General features: G+C 72.4%; 17 protein-coding genes. 10 read left to right on the top strand and 7 right to left on the bottom strand.

Features of this window, described 5'->3' with window-relative positions; genetic code table 11:
* Nucleotides 1–34 precede the first annotated feature (34 nt).
* Nucleotides 35–727, top strand: coding sequence for an SDR family oxidoreductase (locus AB0G11_RS25290; RefSeq protein WP_357588595.1), 693 nt, complete (start codon nucleotides 35–37; stop codon nucleotides 725–727).
* A gap of 2 nt (nucleotides 728–729) precedes the next feature.
* Here AB0G11_RS25290 and AB0G11_RS25285 read toward each other — a convergent pair whose 3' ends face one another.
* On the bottom strand, nucleotides 730–2,169 hold the full coding sequence (locus AB0G11_RS25285; protein WP_357588593.1) for a GuaB1 family IMP dehydrogenase-related protein: 1,440 nt from the start codon (nucleotides 2,167–2,169) through the stop codon (nucleotides 730–732).
* 99 nt (nucleotides 2,170–2,268) lie between these two features.
* Between AB0G11_RS25285 and AB0G11_RS25280 the strand changes: the two genes are divergently transcribed.
* On the top strand, nucleotides 2,269–2,721 hold the full coding sequence (locus AB0G11_RS25280) for an effector binding domain-containing protein (protein ID WP_219508308.1): 453 nt from the start codon (nucleotides 2,269–2,271) through the stop codon (nucleotides 2,719–2,721).
* On the opposite strand, the gene AB0G11_RS25275 is transcribed toward AB0G11_RS25280, so the two are convergent.
* A complete protein-coding gene (locus tag AB0G11_RS25275) occupies nucleotides 2,718–3,245 on the bottom strand; it encodes a TetR/AcrR family transcriptional regulator (protein WP_219508309.1) in 528 nt (175 codons plus the stop codon). The genes AB0G11_RS25280 and AB0G11_RS25275 overlap by 4 nt on opposite strands.
* Nucleotides 3,246–3,336: 91 nt before the next feature.
* On the opposite strand from AB0G11_RS25275, the gene AB0G11_RS25270 reads away from it, so the two are divergent.
* On the top strand, nucleotides 3,337–4,563 hold the full coding sequence (locus tag AB0G11_RS25270) for an FAD-dependent monooxygenase (protein ID WP_357588591.1): 1,227 nt from the start codon (nucleotides 3,337–3,339) through the stop codon (nucleotides 4,561–4,563).
* Nucleotides 4,564–4,569: 6 nt separating this feature from the next.
* Here AB0G11_RS25270 and AB0G11_RS25265 read toward each other — a convergent pair whose 3' ends face one another.
* The gene (locus AB0G11_RS25265) at nucleotides 4,570–5,691 is read right to left on the bottom strand and encodes a CaiB/BaiF CoA-transferase family protein (protein ID WP_357588589.1); all 1,122 of its coding nucleotides are present in this window, start codon (nucleotides 5,689–5,691) and stop codon (nucleotides 4,570–4,572) included.
* Between the two features lie 123 nt (nucleotides 5,692–5,814).
* On the opposite strand from AB0G11_RS25265, the gene AB0G11_RS25260 reads away from it, so the two are divergent.
* The 4 genes from AB0G11_RS25260 (at nucleotide 5,815) to AB0G11_RS25245 (ending at nucleotide 11,076) form a co-directional block, all read left to right on the top strand.
* Entirely contained in the window at nucleotides 5,815–7,347 is a 1,533-nt protein-coding gene (locus tag AB0G11_RS25260) for a serine/threonine-protein kinase (protein WP_357588587.1), read from the top strand.
* On the top strand, nucleotides 7,344–8,327 hold the full coding sequence (locus AB0G11_RS25255) for an NAD(P)-dependent oxidoreductase (protein ID WP_357588585.1): 984 nt from the start codon (nucleotides 7,344–7,346) through the stop codon (nucleotides 8,325–8,327). Before AB0G11_RS25260 ends, AB0G11_RS25255 begins: the two co-directional genes overlap by 4 nt.
* A gap of 124 nt (nucleotides 8,328–8,451) precedes the next feature.
* Entirely contained in the window at nucleotides 8,452–9,810 is a 1,359-nt protein-coding gene (locus AB0G11_RS25250) for an FAD-binding oxidoreductase (protein WP_219508314.1), read from the top strand.
* A gap of 6 nt (nucleotides 9,811–9,816) precedes the next feature.
* Nucleotides 9,817–11,076, top strand: coding sequence for a cyclopropane-fatty-acyl-phospholipid synthase family protein (locus AB0G11_RS25245; RefSeq protein ID WP_219508315.1), 1,260 nt, complete (start codon nucleotides 9,817–9,819; stop codon nucleotides 11,074–11,076).
* Here the strand turns inward: AB0G11_RS25245 and AB0G11_RS25240 are convergent, their stop codons facing one another.
* Nucleotides 11,077–11,886 (bottom strand): alpha/beta hydrolase, encoded by an 810-nt coding sequence (locus tag AB0G11_RS25240; protein ID WP_219508316.1) that lies wholly within the window; start codon nucleotides 11,884–11,886, stop codon nucleotides 11,077–11,079.
* Between the two features lie 157 nt (nucleotides 11,887–12,043).
* On the opposite strand from AB0G11_RS25240, the gene AB0G11_RS25235 reads away from it, so the two are divergent.
* Nucleotides 12,044–13,174 carry an FAD-dependent oxidoreductase gene (locus tag AB0G11_RS25235; RefSeq protein WP_219508317.1) on the top strand — a complete coding sequence of 377 codons (1,131 nt, stop codon included), beginning with the start codon at nucleotides 12,044–12,046 and terminating at the stop codon, nucleotides 13,172–13,174.
* Between the two features lie 6 nt (nucleotides 13,175–13,180).
* On the opposite strand, the gene AB0G11_RS25230 is transcribed toward AB0G11_RS25235, so the two are convergent.
* Nucleotides 13,181–14,044, bottom strand: coding sequence for an NAD(P)-binding domain-containing protein (locus AB0G11_RS25230; protein ID WP_219508318.1), 864 nt, complete (start codon nucleotides 14,042–14,044; stop codon nucleotides 13,181–13,183).
* 108 nt (nucleotides 14,045–14,152) lie between these two features.
* Between AB0G11_RS25230 and AB0G11_RS25225 the strand changes: the two genes are divergently transcribed.
* Entirely contained in the window at nucleotides 14,153–14,479 is a 327-nt protein-coding gene (locus AB0G11_RS25225; protein WP_219508319.1) for a helix-turn-helix domain-containing protein, read from the top strand.
* Here the strand turns inward: AB0G11_RS25225 and AB0G11_RS25220 are convergent.
* Nucleotides 14,476–15,006, bottom strand: coding sequence for an AAA family ATPase (locus tag AB0G11_RS25220; protein ID WP_357588583.1), 531 nt, complete (start codon nucleotides 15,004–15,006; stop codon nucleotides 14,476–14,478). The two genes, AB0G11_RS25225 and AB0G11_RS25220, sit on opposite strands and share 4 nt — an antisense overlap.
* Before the next feature lie 26 nt (nucleotides 15,007–15,032).
* On the bottom strand, nucleotides 15,033–16,334 hold the full coding sequence (locus AB0G11_RS25215; RefSeq protein ID WP_357588581.1) for a PHB depolymerase family esterase: 1,302 nt from the start codon (nucleotides 16,332–16,334) through the stop codon (nucleotides 15,033–15,035).
* Here AB0G11_RS25215 and AB0G11_RS25210 point away from each other — a divergent pair.
* A complete protein-coding gene (locus AB0G11_RS25210; RefSeq protein WP_357588579.1) occupies nucleotides 16,327–16,449 on the top strand; it encodes a hypothetical protein in 123 nt (40 codons plus the stop codon). The two genes, AB0G11_RS25215 and AB0G11_RS25210, sit on opposite strands and share 8 nt — an antisense overlap.
* The last annotated feature ends 6 nt before the right edge of the window (nucleotides 16,450–16,455 follow it).

Genomic DNA, 16,455 nt, shown 5'->3' with positions numbered 1-16,455 from the left:
ACGACTCTATGCCGTCGGGATATCGTCATCGTCCATGCCCGCCCTTTCACCCGATGCGATCATGCTGTCCGGGCGCGTCGCCGTGGTCACCGGGGCCGCCTCCGGGAGCGGGCGGGCGATCGCCGAGACCCTGCGCGCCCTCGGCGCCCACGTGGCGACCTGCGACCGCGCCACCCCCCGGCACGACCCCCGCCCCACCCCGCCGGACGCCGGCCGTCCCGCGCCGCCGGACGGCTCCCGGCGCGGCGGCTCGTACGACGGGGTGAGGCCCAAGCCGGCGGGCGGGCCGGCGATGACGGTGGACGTACGGGATCCGGTGGCGGCCGGGGTGTTCGCGCGGGCCGTGGAGGAGCGGTGGGGCCGGGTGGACGTGCTGGTCAACGCCGGGCCGGAGGCGAGGCCCGTCCCGCTCGCGGAGCTGCCGGAACGGGACGGGCGCCGGCTGGTCGACGAGGGGTTCACCCGCGTCACCGGCATGGTGCGGCGCCTGCTGCCGCTGATGGGCGCGGGCGCGTCGATCGTGAACGTCGTGTCAGGCGACGGCCCGGTGCGCGCCCTGGTGGAGAGCCTGACCGGGTCGCTGGCGGCGGAGCTGCGCCCGCGCGGCGTCCGCGTGAACGCGCTCGTCCTGGAGACGCCGGAGGCCGACCCGGCGGGCCCGGCGATCTTCCTGGCGGGCCCGCTGTCGGCCGGGGTCTCCGGCGTCACCCTGCGCGTCAGAGGCTGACGTCACCAGCTCTGGTGCAGCGGCATCCCCTCCGCGTAGCCGGAGGAGCTCTGGATGCCGACGACGGCCTGCTCGTGGAACTCCTCCAGGGTGCCCGCCCCGGCGTACGTGCACGAGGAGCGCAGCCCGGCCACGATGGCGTCGATCTGGTCCTCCACGCTGGGCCGGCGCGGGTCGAGGTACATGCGGGAGGTGGAGATGCCCTCCTCGAACAGCGCCTTCCTGGCCCGGTCGAACGCGCTGTCCTCGGCGGTGCGCAGCCGGACGGCGCGGGCGGAGGCCATGCCGAAGTTCTCCTTGTAGCGGCGGCCGTCGGCGTCGGTGCGGGCGTCGCCCGGCGACTCGTACGTCCCGGCGAACCAGGAGCCGATCATGACGTTCGCGGCCCCGGCGGCCAGGGCGAGCGCCACGTCGCGGGGGTGGCGGACGCCGCCGTCGGCCCACACGTGCCGGCCGAGCCGGCGCGCCTCGGCCGAGCACTCCAGGACGGCGGAGAACTGCGGCCGGCCGACGCCGGTCATCATGCGCGTGGTGCACATGGCGCCCGGCCCGACGCCGACCTTGACGATGTCGGCGCCCGCGTCGGCCAGGTCGCGGACCCCGGAGGCGGTCACCACGTTGCCGGCCGCGACGGGCACGCCGGGTTCGAGCGCGCGCACGGCGCGCAGCGCGGCGATCATCTTCTCCTGGTGCCCGTGGGCGGTGTCGACGACCAGGCAGTCGACCCCGGCGTCGAGGAGCTCCTTGGCCTTGGCGGCGACGTCGCCGTTGACGCCGACGGCGGCGGCGATCCGCAGCCTGCCCTGGCTGTCCACGGCGGGCTGGTAGAGGGTGGCGCGCAGCGCGCCGGTGCGGGTGAGGATGCCGACGAGCCGGCCCTCGTCGTCGACGATGGGGGCCAGCCGGTGGCGTCCCTCGTGCAGCCGGTCGAAGGCGGTGCGCGGGTCGAGCCCGGCGGGCAGCGTGAGCAGCTCGCTGGACATCACCTGGGAGAGCTGCGTGTACATGTCCACGCCCTGGCAGTCGGCGTCGGTGACGACGCCGACGGGCCGGTTCTCCCAGTCGACGACGATGACCGCGTTGTGCGCCCGCTTGGGCAGCAGCTGCAGCGCCTCGCCGACGGTGTCGTGGGCGGTGAGGGTGAGGGGGGTGTCGTGCACGAGGTCGCGCTTCTTGACCCAGTCGACGACGTCGGCGACCACGTCGAAGGGGATGTCCTGCGGGATCACGGCGATGCCGCCGCGGCGGGCGATGGTCTCGGCCATGCGGCGGCCGGCGACCGCGGTCATGTTGGCCACGACGACCGGGATCGTGGTGCCGGTTCCGTCGTGCGTCGACAGGTCGACCGCGAGACGGGAGTTGACCGAGGAACGCGACGGCACCATGAAGACGTCGCTGTAGGTCAGGTCGTACTGCGGCTCCATGCCGTTGAGAAATTTCACGTTCATCCATCTTATGAGGTAACGGGTCCTACCTAGGGAATTCCCCCTTTGTGGTGGGCTTATGATCGGCCCGGACACTTCTGGGGGATGGAGGGGCGTGTGGACGTCACCAATCGGGACGAGATGCTCGTCGTGGGGTTCGCGGTGCGGACCACGAACGCCGACGAGATGGATCCCGCGCGGGCCAAGCTGCCCGCGCTGTGGCAGCGGGCGGGGGCGCCGGGCGCGTTCGCGCACGTGCCGGGCCGGGTGGACGAGAACCTGTACGCGGTGCTGACCGACTACGAGAGCGACCACCACGGCGCCTACACGCAGATCGTCGGCATCGGCGTCCGCACGGTGCCGAGGCTGCCGGAGGGCATGGTGGCGGTGCGGGTGCCGGCGGCGCAGTCGCTGCTGGTGGAGGCGCGCGGCCCGATGCCGCAGGCGATCGTGGAGGCGTGGCAGCGGGTGTGGAAGCACACCGAGTCGGGCGGCACGCCGGCCCGTTCGTTCGGCACGGACCTGGAGGTGCACCACCCCGGCGGCGCCGACCTCTACGTGGCCGTCTAGGGCAGCCCGAGCGCGGCGGCGGCGGCCTCGACGGCGACGGGCTTGACCTCGTCGAGGGCCAGGTGGGCGTACTCCACGGCGCAGTCGGACATCCCGCCGAGCCCGACGGTGGCGCGGACCTGCTGGGCCACGGTGAGCTCGTCGCCCAGCAGCAGGAAGACCAGCCGCCGCCGCCAGGCCATGAAGCGCTCGCCCATGTCGAGGTAGGAGAGCGTGTTGAGGTCGCGCAGCATCATGGAGATGACCTCGCGGTGCCGCCAGACGAGGTCGAAGTAGTCCTCCAGCAGCCGCCTGGGGTCGCCCCGCTCCCGGCCCGTGACGAACCGGTCGATGTCGTCGATCATCGGCTCGATGATGCTGCGGACCAGGTCGTCGCGTGAGGCGAAGTGGTAGTAGAGGGCCGGCTTGGTGATGCCGAGCCGGTCGGAGATCTGGCGCAGGCTCGTCTGCTGGATGCCCTGGAGCGCGAACAGCTCGCGCGCCACTGCCTGGATGCGGGTCTTGGTGTCGCTGGGCCTGGCCATGCTCCAAGCGTAATCCTTACCTCCCGTTAAGTAAGCCCTTGCGCCTTCGCCGCGCACCCACTTACCATCCGTTAAGTAAGGAGGTGCTGCCATGCGCGTACTCATCTCCGGCGCCAGCGTCGCCGGACCCGCACTGGCCTACTGGCTCACCCGATACGGATTCGAGGTCACGGTCGTCGAGCGCGCCCCCGCGCTGCGCAAGACGGGCGGCCACGCGGTCGACCTGTTCAGGCCCGCCCTGGACATCGCCGGGCGGATGGGCGTCCTGGACCGGATCCAGGAGATGAAGACCGGCACGGAGCGGCTGACCATGTACACCGAGGGCCACGAGCGCCCGGTGGTGGTCGAGCTGCGCAGGATGATGGCCGGGGTCTCCGACCGGCACGCCGAGATCATGCGCGACGACCTGAGCGAGATCTTCTTCGACGCCACCCGGGACGACGCCGAGTACGTCTTCGGTGACTCCATCACCGCGATCTCGGGCGACGGCGAGGTGACGTTCGAACGCGGCCCGGCGCGGCGGTTCGATCTGGTGGTGGGCGCCGACGGGCTGCACTCCAACGTGCGCCGCCTGGTCTTCGGCCCCGAATCGGACTTCTCCACCTGGATCGGCGCCTACCTGGCCGTCGTCTCCGTCCCCAACTTCCTCGGCCTGGACGCCACGGTGGAGGGGCTGAGCGGCGTCGGCAGGATGGCGGCGCTGTACGGCGCGGCCCGCCTGCCCGACGCGCGGGCGCTGTTCATGTTCCGCCCCGCCGAGCCGATCGACTACCACTACCGCGACGTGGAGCGGCAGAAGGACCTGCTGCGCGAGCACTTCGCCGGTTTCGGCTGGCACGTGCCCCGGCTGCTGGCGGAGCTCGACACCACCCCGGCGTTCTACTTCGACTCGATCACCCAGCTCCGTCTGGACTCGTGGTCGCGCGGGCGCGTCACGCTGGTCGGCGACGCCGGCTACTGTCCGGGCCCGGCCGTCGGCGGCAGCACCAGCCTGGCCGTGGTGGGCGCGTACGTGCTGGCGGGCGAGCTCGCCGCGGCCGGCGGGGACCCCGCGCGGGCCCTCCCGGCCTACGAGGCCGAGATCGGCGAGTACGTGCGCCGCAGCCGCTCGTTCGCCGTGTCGGCGGCCAGGAAGCTGGTGCCGGGCAGCCCGGGGGGCCTGTGGGCGCTGCGCGCCGCCGCCGGGCTGATCGGCCTGATGCCCGCCGGGGTGACCCGGGCGGTGTCGAAGCTGGGCGCCCGGGGGGTCAGGCTGCACGACGAGATCGCGCTCAAGGACTACACCGCCCACGAGGTCCGTACGGCGGCGCGTCCCTGAGCGCGGTCAGGCCAGCACGCCCTGGGCGCGCAGCTTGGCCGCGGCCTCGGCGTTGATCCCCCACGCGGACAGGTCGGCGAGCCGCATCGCGGGCGACAGGTCGGGGGCGGGCGCGCCCACCAGGCGCGGCGCGGGCGCGGGCTGGCTGAGACCGCCGGACTCGACGAAGGCGCCCCTGGCCACGTTGTGCGGGTGATCGGGCGCCTCGGCCATCGACAGCACCGGCGAGACGCACGCGTCGGAGCCGTCGAACACGGCCTCCCACTCGGCCCTGGTCCGGGTCCGGAACTCGGCGGCCAGCCGCTCGCGCAGGGCAGGCCACTGGGCCCGGTCGTCGCGGTCGGGCAGGCCGGTCAGGCCCATCAGCCGCACCATCGTGTCCCAGAACTGCGGCTCCAGCGCCCCCACCGCCATGTACTGGCCGTCGGCGGTCTCGTACGTGTCGTACATGGGGGCGCCGGTGTCGAGCAGGTTGGTGCCGCGCGGCCCCCAGAAGCCGCCGCGCACGCCCTGGTAGAACATCGCGAACAGGATCGCGGCGCCGTCGACCATGGCGGCGTCGATGACCTTGCCCTGGCCGGTGCGCTCGCGTTCGAACAGGGCCAGCAGCACGCCGTAGGCGAGCATGAGTCCGCCGCCGGCGAAGTCGCCCAGGATGTTGATCGGCGGGGTGGGCTTGTCGCCCTCGCGGCCCAGCATGGACAGCACGCCGGAGATCGCGATGTAGTCGATGTCGTGCCCGGCGGTGGGCGCCAGCGGGCCGTCCTGGCCCCAGCCGGTCATCCGGCCGTAGATCAGGCGCTCGTTGACCGCGTGGAGGTCGTCCGGGCCGATGCCGAGCCGTTCGGCCACGCCGGGCCGGAACACCTCGATGACCACGTCGGCGGCGCGGGCCAGGTCCTTGAACGCGGCCACGCCGTCGGGCGACTTGAGGTCGAGCCCGATCGTGCGCTTGCCGCGGTCCATCACGTCGGTCCTGGGCCGGTCGGAGACCGCGCCGACCCGGTCGACGCGCAGCACCTCGGCGCCGTGGTCGGCGAGCATCATCCCGGCGAACGGCCCCGGCGCGAGCCCGGCCAGCTCCAGCACCCGGACTCCGGCCAGCGGGCCCTGGCGTCCCTCGGTCATCGGCATCCCCCTAGTAGAACAACATTCGGTGAGTCGTGGCAAGACGCTCGCCGGACAGGCCATCAGAGACGTGTGAGGTATGGGAAACTTGCCCACTATTCGGGTGGTCTACAGGGGTAGGACATGGATTCGGAGAGCAGCGAGCTGATCGCCAAGCGCTACCGGTTACTGCGCGAGCTCGGCCGCGGGGGCATGGGCGTGGTCTGGGAAGGCCGGGACACGCTGCTCAACCGGCCCTGCGCGATCAAGGAGGTCGTGCTGCCCGACGGCCTGCCCAAGGCCGAGCGGGACCGCATGCTGGTGCGCACCGCGCGGGAGGCGCGCACGGCGGCCAAGCTCAACCATCCGTCCGTCGTGGCGATCTACGACGTGGTGGAGGAGGACGGCCGGCCCTGGATCATCATGGAGCTGGTGCCCGCCCCCTCGGTCGAGCAGGTCGTGGCCGCCTCCGGCGCGCTGCCCGTGCGCGAGGCCGCCGACGTGGGACGGCAGGTGCTGTCCGCGCTGCGCGCCGCGCACGAGCTGGGCGTCCTGCACCGCGACGTCAAGCCCGCCAACATCCTGCTGACCGGCGAGGGCCGGGCGGTGCTCACCGACTTCGGCATCGCCACCGCCGAGGGCGACTCCTCGCTGACCAGCACCGGCATGGTGACCGGCTCGCCCAGCTTCCTGGCCCCGGAACGGGTCCGCGCCGCCGAGGCCGGGCCCGCCTCCGACCTGTGGTCGCTGGGCGCCACCCTGTACGCCACGATGCTCGGCCGCTCGCCGTTCGAGCGGGGCGAGCCCATGGCCACGCTCAACGCGCTGCTCAACGAGGAGCCGGACTACCGCAGGATCCCGCCCGCCATGCACCCCGTGCTCAAGGGGCTGCTGCGCAAGGAGCCGGAGGAGCGGCTGACCGCCGAGCAGGCCGACGAACTGCTGGCCGCCATCGGCGCGACCCGGCCCGCCCACGCCGACCAGCACGTCCCGGACAAGAAGCCGGGCCGGTCCGGCCGTACGCTCATCGCGGCCGTCACGGCGGCGGTCGTGGTCGTGGCGGCGGGCACGATCACCTACCTGCGCGCCTCCGCGCCGCCCGAGGTCGCGCGCAAGCAGGTGGCGCACGCGGCCGCGACGAGCCCGATGCCGAGCCCGCCGGCCACCACGCAGGCGCCCACGCCCACCGTATCCGCCACCCCGACGCCCACGCCCACCCGGACGCGGCCGCCGGTGCGCGCCTACGTCTCGCGCGACGGCTGGACGATCAGGCGGCCCATCGGCTGGCGGGGCGCGCTCAACGAGTCGTTCACCGAGTGGACCCGCCGCGACCGGGCCGGCCACCTGGGCGTCGAGGCCGTCTACGCCAAGCTCGACCCGCACCAGCTCCTGCGCGACGCCGAGGAGGTCTTCCGGCAGAACGGCGCCGAGGTGCGGAACCTGGGCCGCCGGACCGTCATGCACCACGGGACCAAGGCCGTGGAGTGGGAGTTCACCTGGACCGCGGGGGAGGGCGCGCCGTGGGCGGCGCCGGGCACCCGCTACAGGGAGGTGCGCCGCGCGCTGGCCGTGGGCGACACCGCCTACATCCTGTCGTGGACGTTCGACGAGACCCAGTGGCGGCGCAACACCCGCCTGATGCGCCAGGTGATCGGGAGCTTTACCGTAGGCGCATGACGCCGTGGAACCTGCTGGCACTCCCGCCCCTGCCCGAGGAACTCCTGCGCAAGATGCTCGCCCCGCTGGGCGAGCGGGTGTCGGTGCGCGCGCCCGCCGCCCGCGACCGTGACGCGCTGCTGACCGCGCTCGAAGGCGCGGAGATCGTGCTCGGCGACTGGACGGGCGAGCTGACGCTCGACGCGCGGGCGGTGGCGGCGGCGCCCCGGCTGGCGTTCCTGCAGCAGCCGTCCGTGGGCGTGGACGGCCACGACCTCGCCGCGCTGGCGGCGGCCGGCGTGCCGGTGGCCAACACGGCGGGCGTCAGCGCGACCGCCGTGGCCGAGTGGTGCCTGGCCGCCGCCCTCGCGCTGTCGCGCAAGCTGGCCGAGGCCGACGCCGCCGTCCGCGCCGGCGAGTGGCCGCAGCAGGCGCTGCGCCCGGCCGAGCTGCGCGGGCGCGAGGTCGGCGTCGTCGGCTACGGCCCGATCGGCGTGGCCTGCGCCGGGCTGTTCCGGGCGCTCGGCTGCGAGGTGTCCTACTGGACGCGCACGCCCCGCGACGAGCCCGGCTACCGCGACCTGGACGCGCTGCTCGGCTCCAGCGACGTGGTGGTCGTGGTGATCGCGCTGTCGGAGGAGACGCGCGGCCTGGTCGACCCCCGGCGGCTGCGGCCGGGCGCGCTGCTGGTCAACGCGGCCAGGGGCGGGGTGGTCGACCAGGAAGGGCTCGTCGCCGCGCTGCGCGAGGGCCGGCTCGGCGGCGCGGCGCTCGACGTCTTCGACACCGAGCCGCTGCCCGCGGGTGACCCGCTGCGCGAGCTGCCGGGCGTGCTGCTGTCGCCGCACGTCGCCGGGGTCACCTCCGAGGCCACCGGAAGGCTGCTCACGGCCACCCTGGACAACCTCGCCGCGGCGCTCGACGGGCGGCCGGTGGCCCACGTGGTGAACGGCGTTTCTCCGATCATCCGGAGGAAATTCGCGGATTCGCCTGTCTTGTAGGGTTTCGAGCTGACACGATGAAGAGTTTTCGTGCGTTTAACGACCCCGGTCTGTTCCGGGGATGTGCCGGAGAGATACGGTCTTGTCGACGATCTCTGCCGGGCTCAAGGGGGGTGCTTGCGTGATGACGACGATGTCCACACACCGGCGGGCAGTAGAGGACATCCGGCGGTCCTATGCCGAGATTCCGGGCGACGCCGCGCCGCGCCTGGCCAAGGCCACGTCCAACCTGTTCAGGTTCCGCGACGCGGGCAAGACGGCCAAGCTGTCGGCACGCGACCTCGACGAGGTCATCAGCGTCGACCCTGAGACGATGACCGCCGAGGTCCAGGGCATGACCACCTACGAGCACCTGGTCGACGCCACGCTCCCGCACGGCCTGATGCCGTACGTGGTGCCGCAGCTGAAGACCATCACGCTCGGCGGCGCCGTGACCGGGCTCGGCATCGAGTCCACCAGTTTCCGCGACGGCCTGCCGCACGAGTCGGTCGAGGAGCTGGAGATCCTCACCGGCGACGGCCGGGTGATCGTCGCGCGTGACGACAACGAGCACCGCGACCTGTTCCGCGCGTTCCCCAACTCCTACGGCACGCTGGGCTACGCGCTGCGCATCCGGATCAAGCTCCGCAAGGTCGAGCCGTACGTGCACCTGACGCACATCAGGTTCACCGACGCCGCCAAGTGCATGCTCGCCATGCAGGAGATCAGCGAGAGCATGGTCCACGACGGCGAACGGGTCGACTTCGTCGACGGCGTCTTCTTCGACCCGCAGGAGCTGTACATCACGGTCGGCCGCTTCGCCGACCGCGCCCCGTACGTCTCCGACTACACCGGCATGCGGATCTACTACCAGTCGATCCGCAAGCGCAACCGCGACTGGCTGACCGTGCGCGACTACCTGTGGCGCTGGGACACCGACTGGTTCTGGTGCTCGCGCGCGTTCGGCGTGCAGCAGCCCGTGGTGCGCTCGCTGATGCCGCGCCGGTGGATGCGCTCCGACGTCTACCGCAAGCTCGTCGCCCTCGACCGCCAGTACGGGGTGACGGCCAGGATCGACCGGTGGCGCGGGCAGCCGGTGCACGAGCCGGTCATCCAGGACGTGGAGGTCCCGGTCGAGCGCGGCGCGGCGTTCCTGGAGTTCTTCCACGACAAGGTCGGCATGACGCCGGTGTGGATGTGCCCGCTGCGCGCCGGTTCACGCTGGCCCCTCTATCCGCTGGAGCCGGGCAAGCTCTACGTGAACTTCGGCTTCTGGGGCATGGTCCCGCTGCCCAGGGGACAGTTCGACGGCTACTACAACCGGTTGATCGAGAACGCGGTGCACGAGCTCGACGGGCACAAGTCGCTCTACTCGACGTCCTTCTACGCCCGTGATCAGTTCTGGGAGCTGTACAACGGTGACGGTTACTGGCCGGTCAAGCGGGAATACGACCCGGGCGGTCGCCTGCTCGACCTGTACGACAAGTGTGTACGGGGAAGGTGATGGCAGATGGCTCTCGCGTCCATCTTCGAGAAAATCGTAGGCTCGGACGCCAACATCGCGTTCATGGCGTATGACGGCACCAAGGCGGGGCCTGACGGCGCCGACATCGCGATAGAGGTCAAGTCCCCGATCGCGGTCGCCTATCTGGCCCAGGCTCCGGGTGAGCTGGGTCTGGCCAGGGCGTATGTCTCCGGTCACATCGACGTGCACGGCGACCTCTACACCCTGCTCGACCGCATGTGGAACATCACGACCAACGACCTGACGACCGCGGAGAAGCTCGCCGCGGTGCGGTCGCTGGGCGTCAAGCCGCTGCTCATGCGGGTGCCGCCGCCTCCGCAGGAGATGCGGCAGAGCACGCTGGCCCGGCTCGGCTCGCGGCACGCCAAGCAGCGTGACGCCGAGGCGATCCACCACCACTACGACGTGTCCAACCGCTTCTACCGCTGGGTGCTCGGCCCGAGCATGGCCTACACGTGCGCGGCCTTCCCCGAGGAGGACTCCACGCTGGAGGAGGCGCAGTTCGCCAAGTTCGACCTGGTGGCCAGGAAGCTCGGGCTCAAGCCCGGGATGCGGCTGCTCGACGTCGGGTGCGGCTGGGGCGGCATGGTCATGCACGCGGCCGAGCACTACGGGGTCAAGGCGCTCGGCGTGACGCTGAGCAAGCAGCAGGCCGAGTGGGCCCAGAAGGCGATCGCCGACGCCGGGTTGCAGGACCTGGCGGAGGTCCGCTACATGGACTACCGCGACGTCACCGAGTCGGGATTCGACGCGGTGAGCTCGATCGGCCTGACGGAGCACATCGGCGCGGCCAACCTGCGCTCCTACTTCACGTTCCTCAACGGCAAGCTCAAGCCGGGCGGCCGGATGCTCAACCACTGCATCACGCGGCCGACGGGGACCGAGAAGACGTTCAACAAGGGCGGCTTCATCAACCGCTACGTCTTCCCTGACGGGGAGCTGGAGTCGGTGGGCACGCTGATCCGCCACATGGAGGACCTCGGCTTCGAGATCCGCCACGAGGAGAACCTGCGCGAGCACTACGCCAAGACCCTGCGCGTCTGGTGCGACAACCTCGACGCCAACTGGGCCGACGCGGTCGAGGAGGTCGGCATGGGCACCGCCCGCGTGTGGGCGCTGTACATGGCCGGCTGCATCGTCGGCTTCGAGCGCAACAAGGTGCAGCTCCACCAGGTGCTGGGCGTCAAGCTGGACGAGGACGGTCGCTCCGGCATGCCGCTGCGCCCGGCCCGCGACTGGCCCTGATCAGCGGTCCAGCACTTCGTGCAGCGTCTTGGCGAACTCGGCCGGGTGCGTGAGGAAGCCCACGTGCCCGCCGGGAAACTCGGCGATGTCGATGCCGAGCCGCTCGGCCAGGATCTCGGCGGTGCGGCGGCCGGGCGTGTGATGCGTCTCGGCGCCGCTCCCCAGCGTGAACGGGCCCTGGCGCAGGGCCTCCTCGTCCGGCAGGTAGCCGGTGAACGAGCACAGCTCGTAGCGCAGGCAGAACTCCAGGTTGGCCGCCACCCGGGCGAGCATCTCGGCGACCGGCGCGGGCTGCGCCGGGTCCGGGTCGGGCGGGGCCGGCACGCCCAGCGCCTCCGACAGCCGCCGCACCGCGGGCCCGGCGCCGTCGCGGTCGAGGGTGTCGCGCACCTCCGCGAAGAGCGCCCGCCAGCGCGCGGCGTCGGGTAGCAGTTCGGTCAGCAGCGGCTCGTGCGCCACCAGTGCCCGCACCTGCTCGGGCCGCTGGGCGATCAGGTGCATGCCGACCATGCCGCCGTAGCTGGTGCCGAAAACGTAGGCGGGCTCGGCGGTGAGGGCCCGCACGAGCAGGTGGGCGTCGCGGGCGTGCTCGGGCAGCCGCTGCTCGCCCGCCGGCCCGGTCAGGCGGCTGCGGGAGTTGCCGCGAGGGTCGTAGGTGATCACCGTGTAGAGGTCGGCGAGCTGCTGGGCGAGCGGCGCGTACAGGCCGGCGTCGCCGTCGCCTCCGTTGATCAGCAGCAGGACCGGTCCGGCTCCCCGCACCTCGTAGTACAGCTCCGCCCCGGGCACCGCGAGCCTGCCGCTGTCCATCGTCGTCTCCCCGTGATTGACCTGTTTCCCGTTCTGATCGTCCGTGGGAGCCGGGACGTTTCTCCGTGATGCCAACAAGTGTAGGCCAACAATTGTTGACTTCGTTGGCCGCGCTGTCTAGCGTGATGCCTACAAGCGTTGGCAATTGGAGGAACCCATGGACGTCCTCATCGTCGGAGCCGGTCCCGTCGGCCTCACCGCCGCCCTCGTGCTCACCCAGCGCGGACACGCGGTGACCATCCTCGACGCCCAGGCCGAAGGCGCCAACACCTCGCGCGCCGCCGTCGTCCACGCCCGCACCCTGGAACTGCTGGAGCCGTACGGAGTGGCCGCCGCCCTGGCCGGGCGCGGCGTCCACACGCCCCGCTTCACCATCCGCGACCGCGACCGGCTGCTCGTGCCCGTCCCGTTCGGCGACCTGCCCACCCGCTACCCGTACACGCTGATGATCTCCCAGGCCGACACGGAGGCGTTCCTGCTGGCCCGCCTGGAGGAGCTCGGCGGAAAGGTCCTGCGCCCGGTCACGCTGACCGCCCTGGAGCAGGACGCGGGCGGCGTCACCGCCACGCTCGACGACGGCCGGCGGCTGCGCGCCACCTACCTGATCGGCGCCGACGGCATGCACAGCACGGTACGGGAGGCCACCGGCATCCCCTTCGACGGAGGCACGTACGCCGAGTCGTTCACCCTCGCCGACGTGCGGCTGAGCGGCGGCGTGCCGCACGACGAGGTCATCCTCTACTTCTCACCCGCCGGGCTCGTCGTGGTCGCGCCGCTCCCCGGCGGCCTGCACCGCGTCGTCGCCACCGTCGCCGAGGCCCCGCGCGAGCCGGACACCGCGTTCGTCCAGGCGCTGCTCGACGCCCGGGGCCCGCAGGCGTCGCCCGCCGTCGTGCACGAGGTCGTGTGGGGCTCGCGCTTCCGCGTCCACCACCGCGTCGCCGGCACCTTCCGCCGAGGCCGCGTCCTGCTCGCCGGGGACGCCGCGCACGTGCACTCCCCGGCCGGCGGCCAGGGCATGAACCTCGGCATCGAGGACGCCGTCACCCTCGCCGAGCTGCTCGCCCGCGTCCTCGACGGCGAGCCCGACACCCTGCTCGACACCCACACGGCCACCCGGCGGCCCGTCGCCGGGAAGGTCGTCGCGCTGGCGGGCCGCCTCACCCGCCTGGCCACCGCCCGCGCGGCCTGGCGTCCGCTGCGCAACCTCGTCCTGACGGCCGCTGGCCGCCTCCCGGCCGTGCGCCGCCGCCTGGCCTGGCAGCTGTCCGGCCTCGACCGCCGCTGACCGGGCTCACGCCGCCCTGAGCAGCTCGATCAGCGCCGAGATGCTCTGGTCGCCGCGCCCCTGCGCCACGGCCCGCTCGATCAGGTCGTGCATCGGCGCCTGCCAGGAGACGTCCACCCGCGCCTCGTCGCCGAGCGAGCGCTCCTCGTCCAGGCCCGCGTGGAAGAGCCCGATGGCGGAGGCGGGCTCGCCGTAGTCTCCGGAGTCGATCTCCCTGGCCAGCTCCGGCAGCACGGACCCGATCATCTCCAGCCATTTGACGGAGTACGGCACCAGCGTGCGCGCCTCCAGGCCCCGGGCCGTCACCAGCGCCGCGCCCTGAAGGAACCCCAGCAGCGCCGGCAGCAGGATGCCGCCGACCGCGCTCTCGTACAGCGCCGCCAGATCCGGCTCCTCGCCCAGGTGCACGGTGTCGCCGCCGAGGACGCGCAGCGTCTTCTCGTGCTCGTCGAACACCGCCCGGTCGCCGCTGTAGTAGAGCAGCGTGTCCGGCGCGCCCACGGCGGAGGGCACGTTCTTCACCGCGCCGTCGAGGAAGCGGGCGCCGTGCCCGGCGGCCCAGGCGGCCAGGTCGCGGGCCGCGGCGGGCGTCCCGCTGTTCAGGGTGACCAGGGTGCGCCCGGCCAGCGCTCCGGCGGCCGGCTCCAGCGCCTCCCGGGTGGCGGCGTAGGTGGTCAGGCAGGCGACGACGAGCGGGCTCGCCGCGACCGCGCCGGCGACGTCCGCCGCCCGCTCGGCTCCCCGGGAGACCAGGGGCGCGGCCTTCTCCGGGGTGCGGTTCCACACGGTCGTCCGGAGCCCGGCGTCGACGAAGGCCCCGGCCAGCGCCGCGCCCATCGAGCCCAGGCCGAGAACGGTCACGTCGGTCATAGGTGTTCTCCCATCGGTTGATCAGGTCACATGCTGGCCCCTCCGCTGACATTTGCTCAAGTACCTACTAATTTGTCGGGTACTGACATCGAGGTAAGTGAGGCGCTGATGACACGGACCTTCACCTGCGGGCTCGACGCCGCCATCGCCGTCATGGGCGGCAAGTGGAAGGGCCTGATCCTGTTCGCGCTGGGCGAGGGCCCGGTGCGGTTCGGCGAGCTGCGGCGCGCGGTGCCCGGCATCAGCGAGCGCGTGCTGATCCAGCAACTGCGCGAGATGGAGGCGAACGGCCTGGTGCATCGCGAGGTCTACCACCAGGTGCCGCCGAAGGTCGAGTACTCGCTGACGGAGTTCGGCCAGTCGCTCAACACCGCCCTCGCCCCGCTCGGCACCTGGGGAGAAGAGCACCTCGACCGCATCGAAGCCCTCTTCTAGCCGCCCGTCCCGAGCTCGCGCGCCACGAACCCGGCCCGCTCCTCGACGCTCGCCCGGGGCAGCACGACCAGCTCGTAGCCGTACTCCTGGTACGCCGCCACGCAGGCCTCGTAGGTGCGCTCGGCCTCGGCGAGATCCTGCTTGCGCTCGGCGTCCCGCTCGTAGATCTCCGGCCACGGCGGCGCCGCGAACACCCGCCCGTAGCGCACGGCCCGGGCGGCGGCGCGCACGTGCGGCGGGACCGGCAGGCCCGACAGCGTGAGGTAGGCGGCCACGTCCACCACCCCCCGGTCGAACAGCACCGTGCCGTCCTCCGGGGCCTCCCGGTAGGAGCGCAGGTCGAAGGAGAGCATCAGCTCGGCGAACAGCCCGGGATCGGCCCACGGCAGCGCGGTGCCGCCGATGGCCGCCTGCTCCCGGATGATCGCCCGGCCCGCCTCCGGCATGGCGGCGAGCCCGCGTCCGCGCAGAGCCTCGACGAGCGTGCTCTTGCCGGACCCGGGCCCGCCGGTGAAGACGACGTACATGGGACAACCATCCCACCGCCCGGTGGTCAGGCCGTCGCGCAGGGGGAGCCGTTGAGGGTGAAGGCGGCCGGCTCGGCGGTGTCGCCCGAGTGGGTCGCCTGGAAGCCGAACGACGCCGACGCGCCCGGCGCGATCGCCCCGTTGTAGGCGACGTTCCTGGCCGTCACCTGGCCGCTCGACGGCGACAGCGTGGCGTTCCACGCGCCCGTGACGCTCTGCCCCTGCGGCAGCGTGAAGGCCAGCGACCAGGCCGACACCGGGGTGGAGCCGGTGTTCGTGATGGTGACCGCGGTCGTGAACCCGGTGTTCCAGGTGCTCATCGTGTACGTGACGCGGCACCCGCCCGGCGGCGGCGTCGCCGTGGTCGTGGCCGTGGGCGTGATGCTCGGGGAGGTCGTCGGGCCGGGCTCCGACAGGCCGAGGAAGTCGATCGTGGCCCCGGCCATCCCGCCGACCGGCAGGCTGTGGCCCACGCCCTGGAGGCTGACGGCCTCGACGGCCACGTTCGTGCCGGTGCCGCCGTAGCGGGTCCTGGTCCAGGACGGCTGCGGCTGGTCGGTGCGGGCGGGCGTCTGGCTCAGGCCGTGGACGTTCGTCCACTGCTTGATCTGCTCCTGGAAGTTCGGGTAGCGCAGCGTGCTGTCCTCGGTGCCGTGCCAGATCTGCATGCGCGGCCGGGCGCCGCCGTAGCCCGGGTAGGCGGCGCGGACCAGGTCGCCCCACTGCTGCGGCGTCCGGCTGATCTGGCCGTTGGCGCACGCGCTGTTCCAGCTCGACCCGTCGGTGGTGGCGAAGCAGCCGAACGGCACGCCCATGTACGACGCGCCCGCCTCGAACACGTCAGGGTAGGCGCCGAGAAGCACGTTCGTCATCATGCCGCCGGACGAGGCGCCCACCGCGTAGGTGCGGCCGGGGTCGGCGCCGTAGCGCTGCTCGACCCAGCGGACCATGGACACGATGCCGACCGGGTCGCTGCCGCCGTCGTGCCGCAGCGCCTGCGGCGAGGAGACGTCGTAGCAGGAGCCGCTTCTGGTGGCCGACGGGTAGATGACGATGAACTTGTGCCGGTCGGCCAGCGAGGCGAACTCCGTGCCGGAGTAGAACGCCGGTCCCGACCCGGTGCAGTAGTGCACGGCCACCAGCACCGCCGGGCGCGCGCCGACGCCGTCGGGCACGTACAGGTGCATGCGCAGGCCGGTGGGGTTCGTGCCGAAGCCGGTGACCTCCGTCAGCTGGGCCGAGGCGGCAGGCGGCGCCAGGGCCAGCGCCGCCGCGGCGATTGCCACGGCCGCCGCCACGGCTCCCGCGATCCGGGATCTGATGCTCATCGAGTTCCTCTCCCTCGAACTGAAACATTTCGAGTGTGGACAGAAAATTTCGATCGAGCAATGCCCTGACGACGACGCCCTCCCGGCACGCAGCTGGGAGGGCGTCGGCGGCTGAAAGTTT

The organism is Nonomuraea sp. NPDC023979 (assembly GCF_040639085.1).
GTDB lineage: Bacteria > Actinomycetota > Actinomycetes > Streptosporangiales > Streptosporangiaceae > Nonomuraea > Nonomuraea ceibae.
This window is presented reverse-complemented; position numbering and strand designations above follow the sequence as displayed.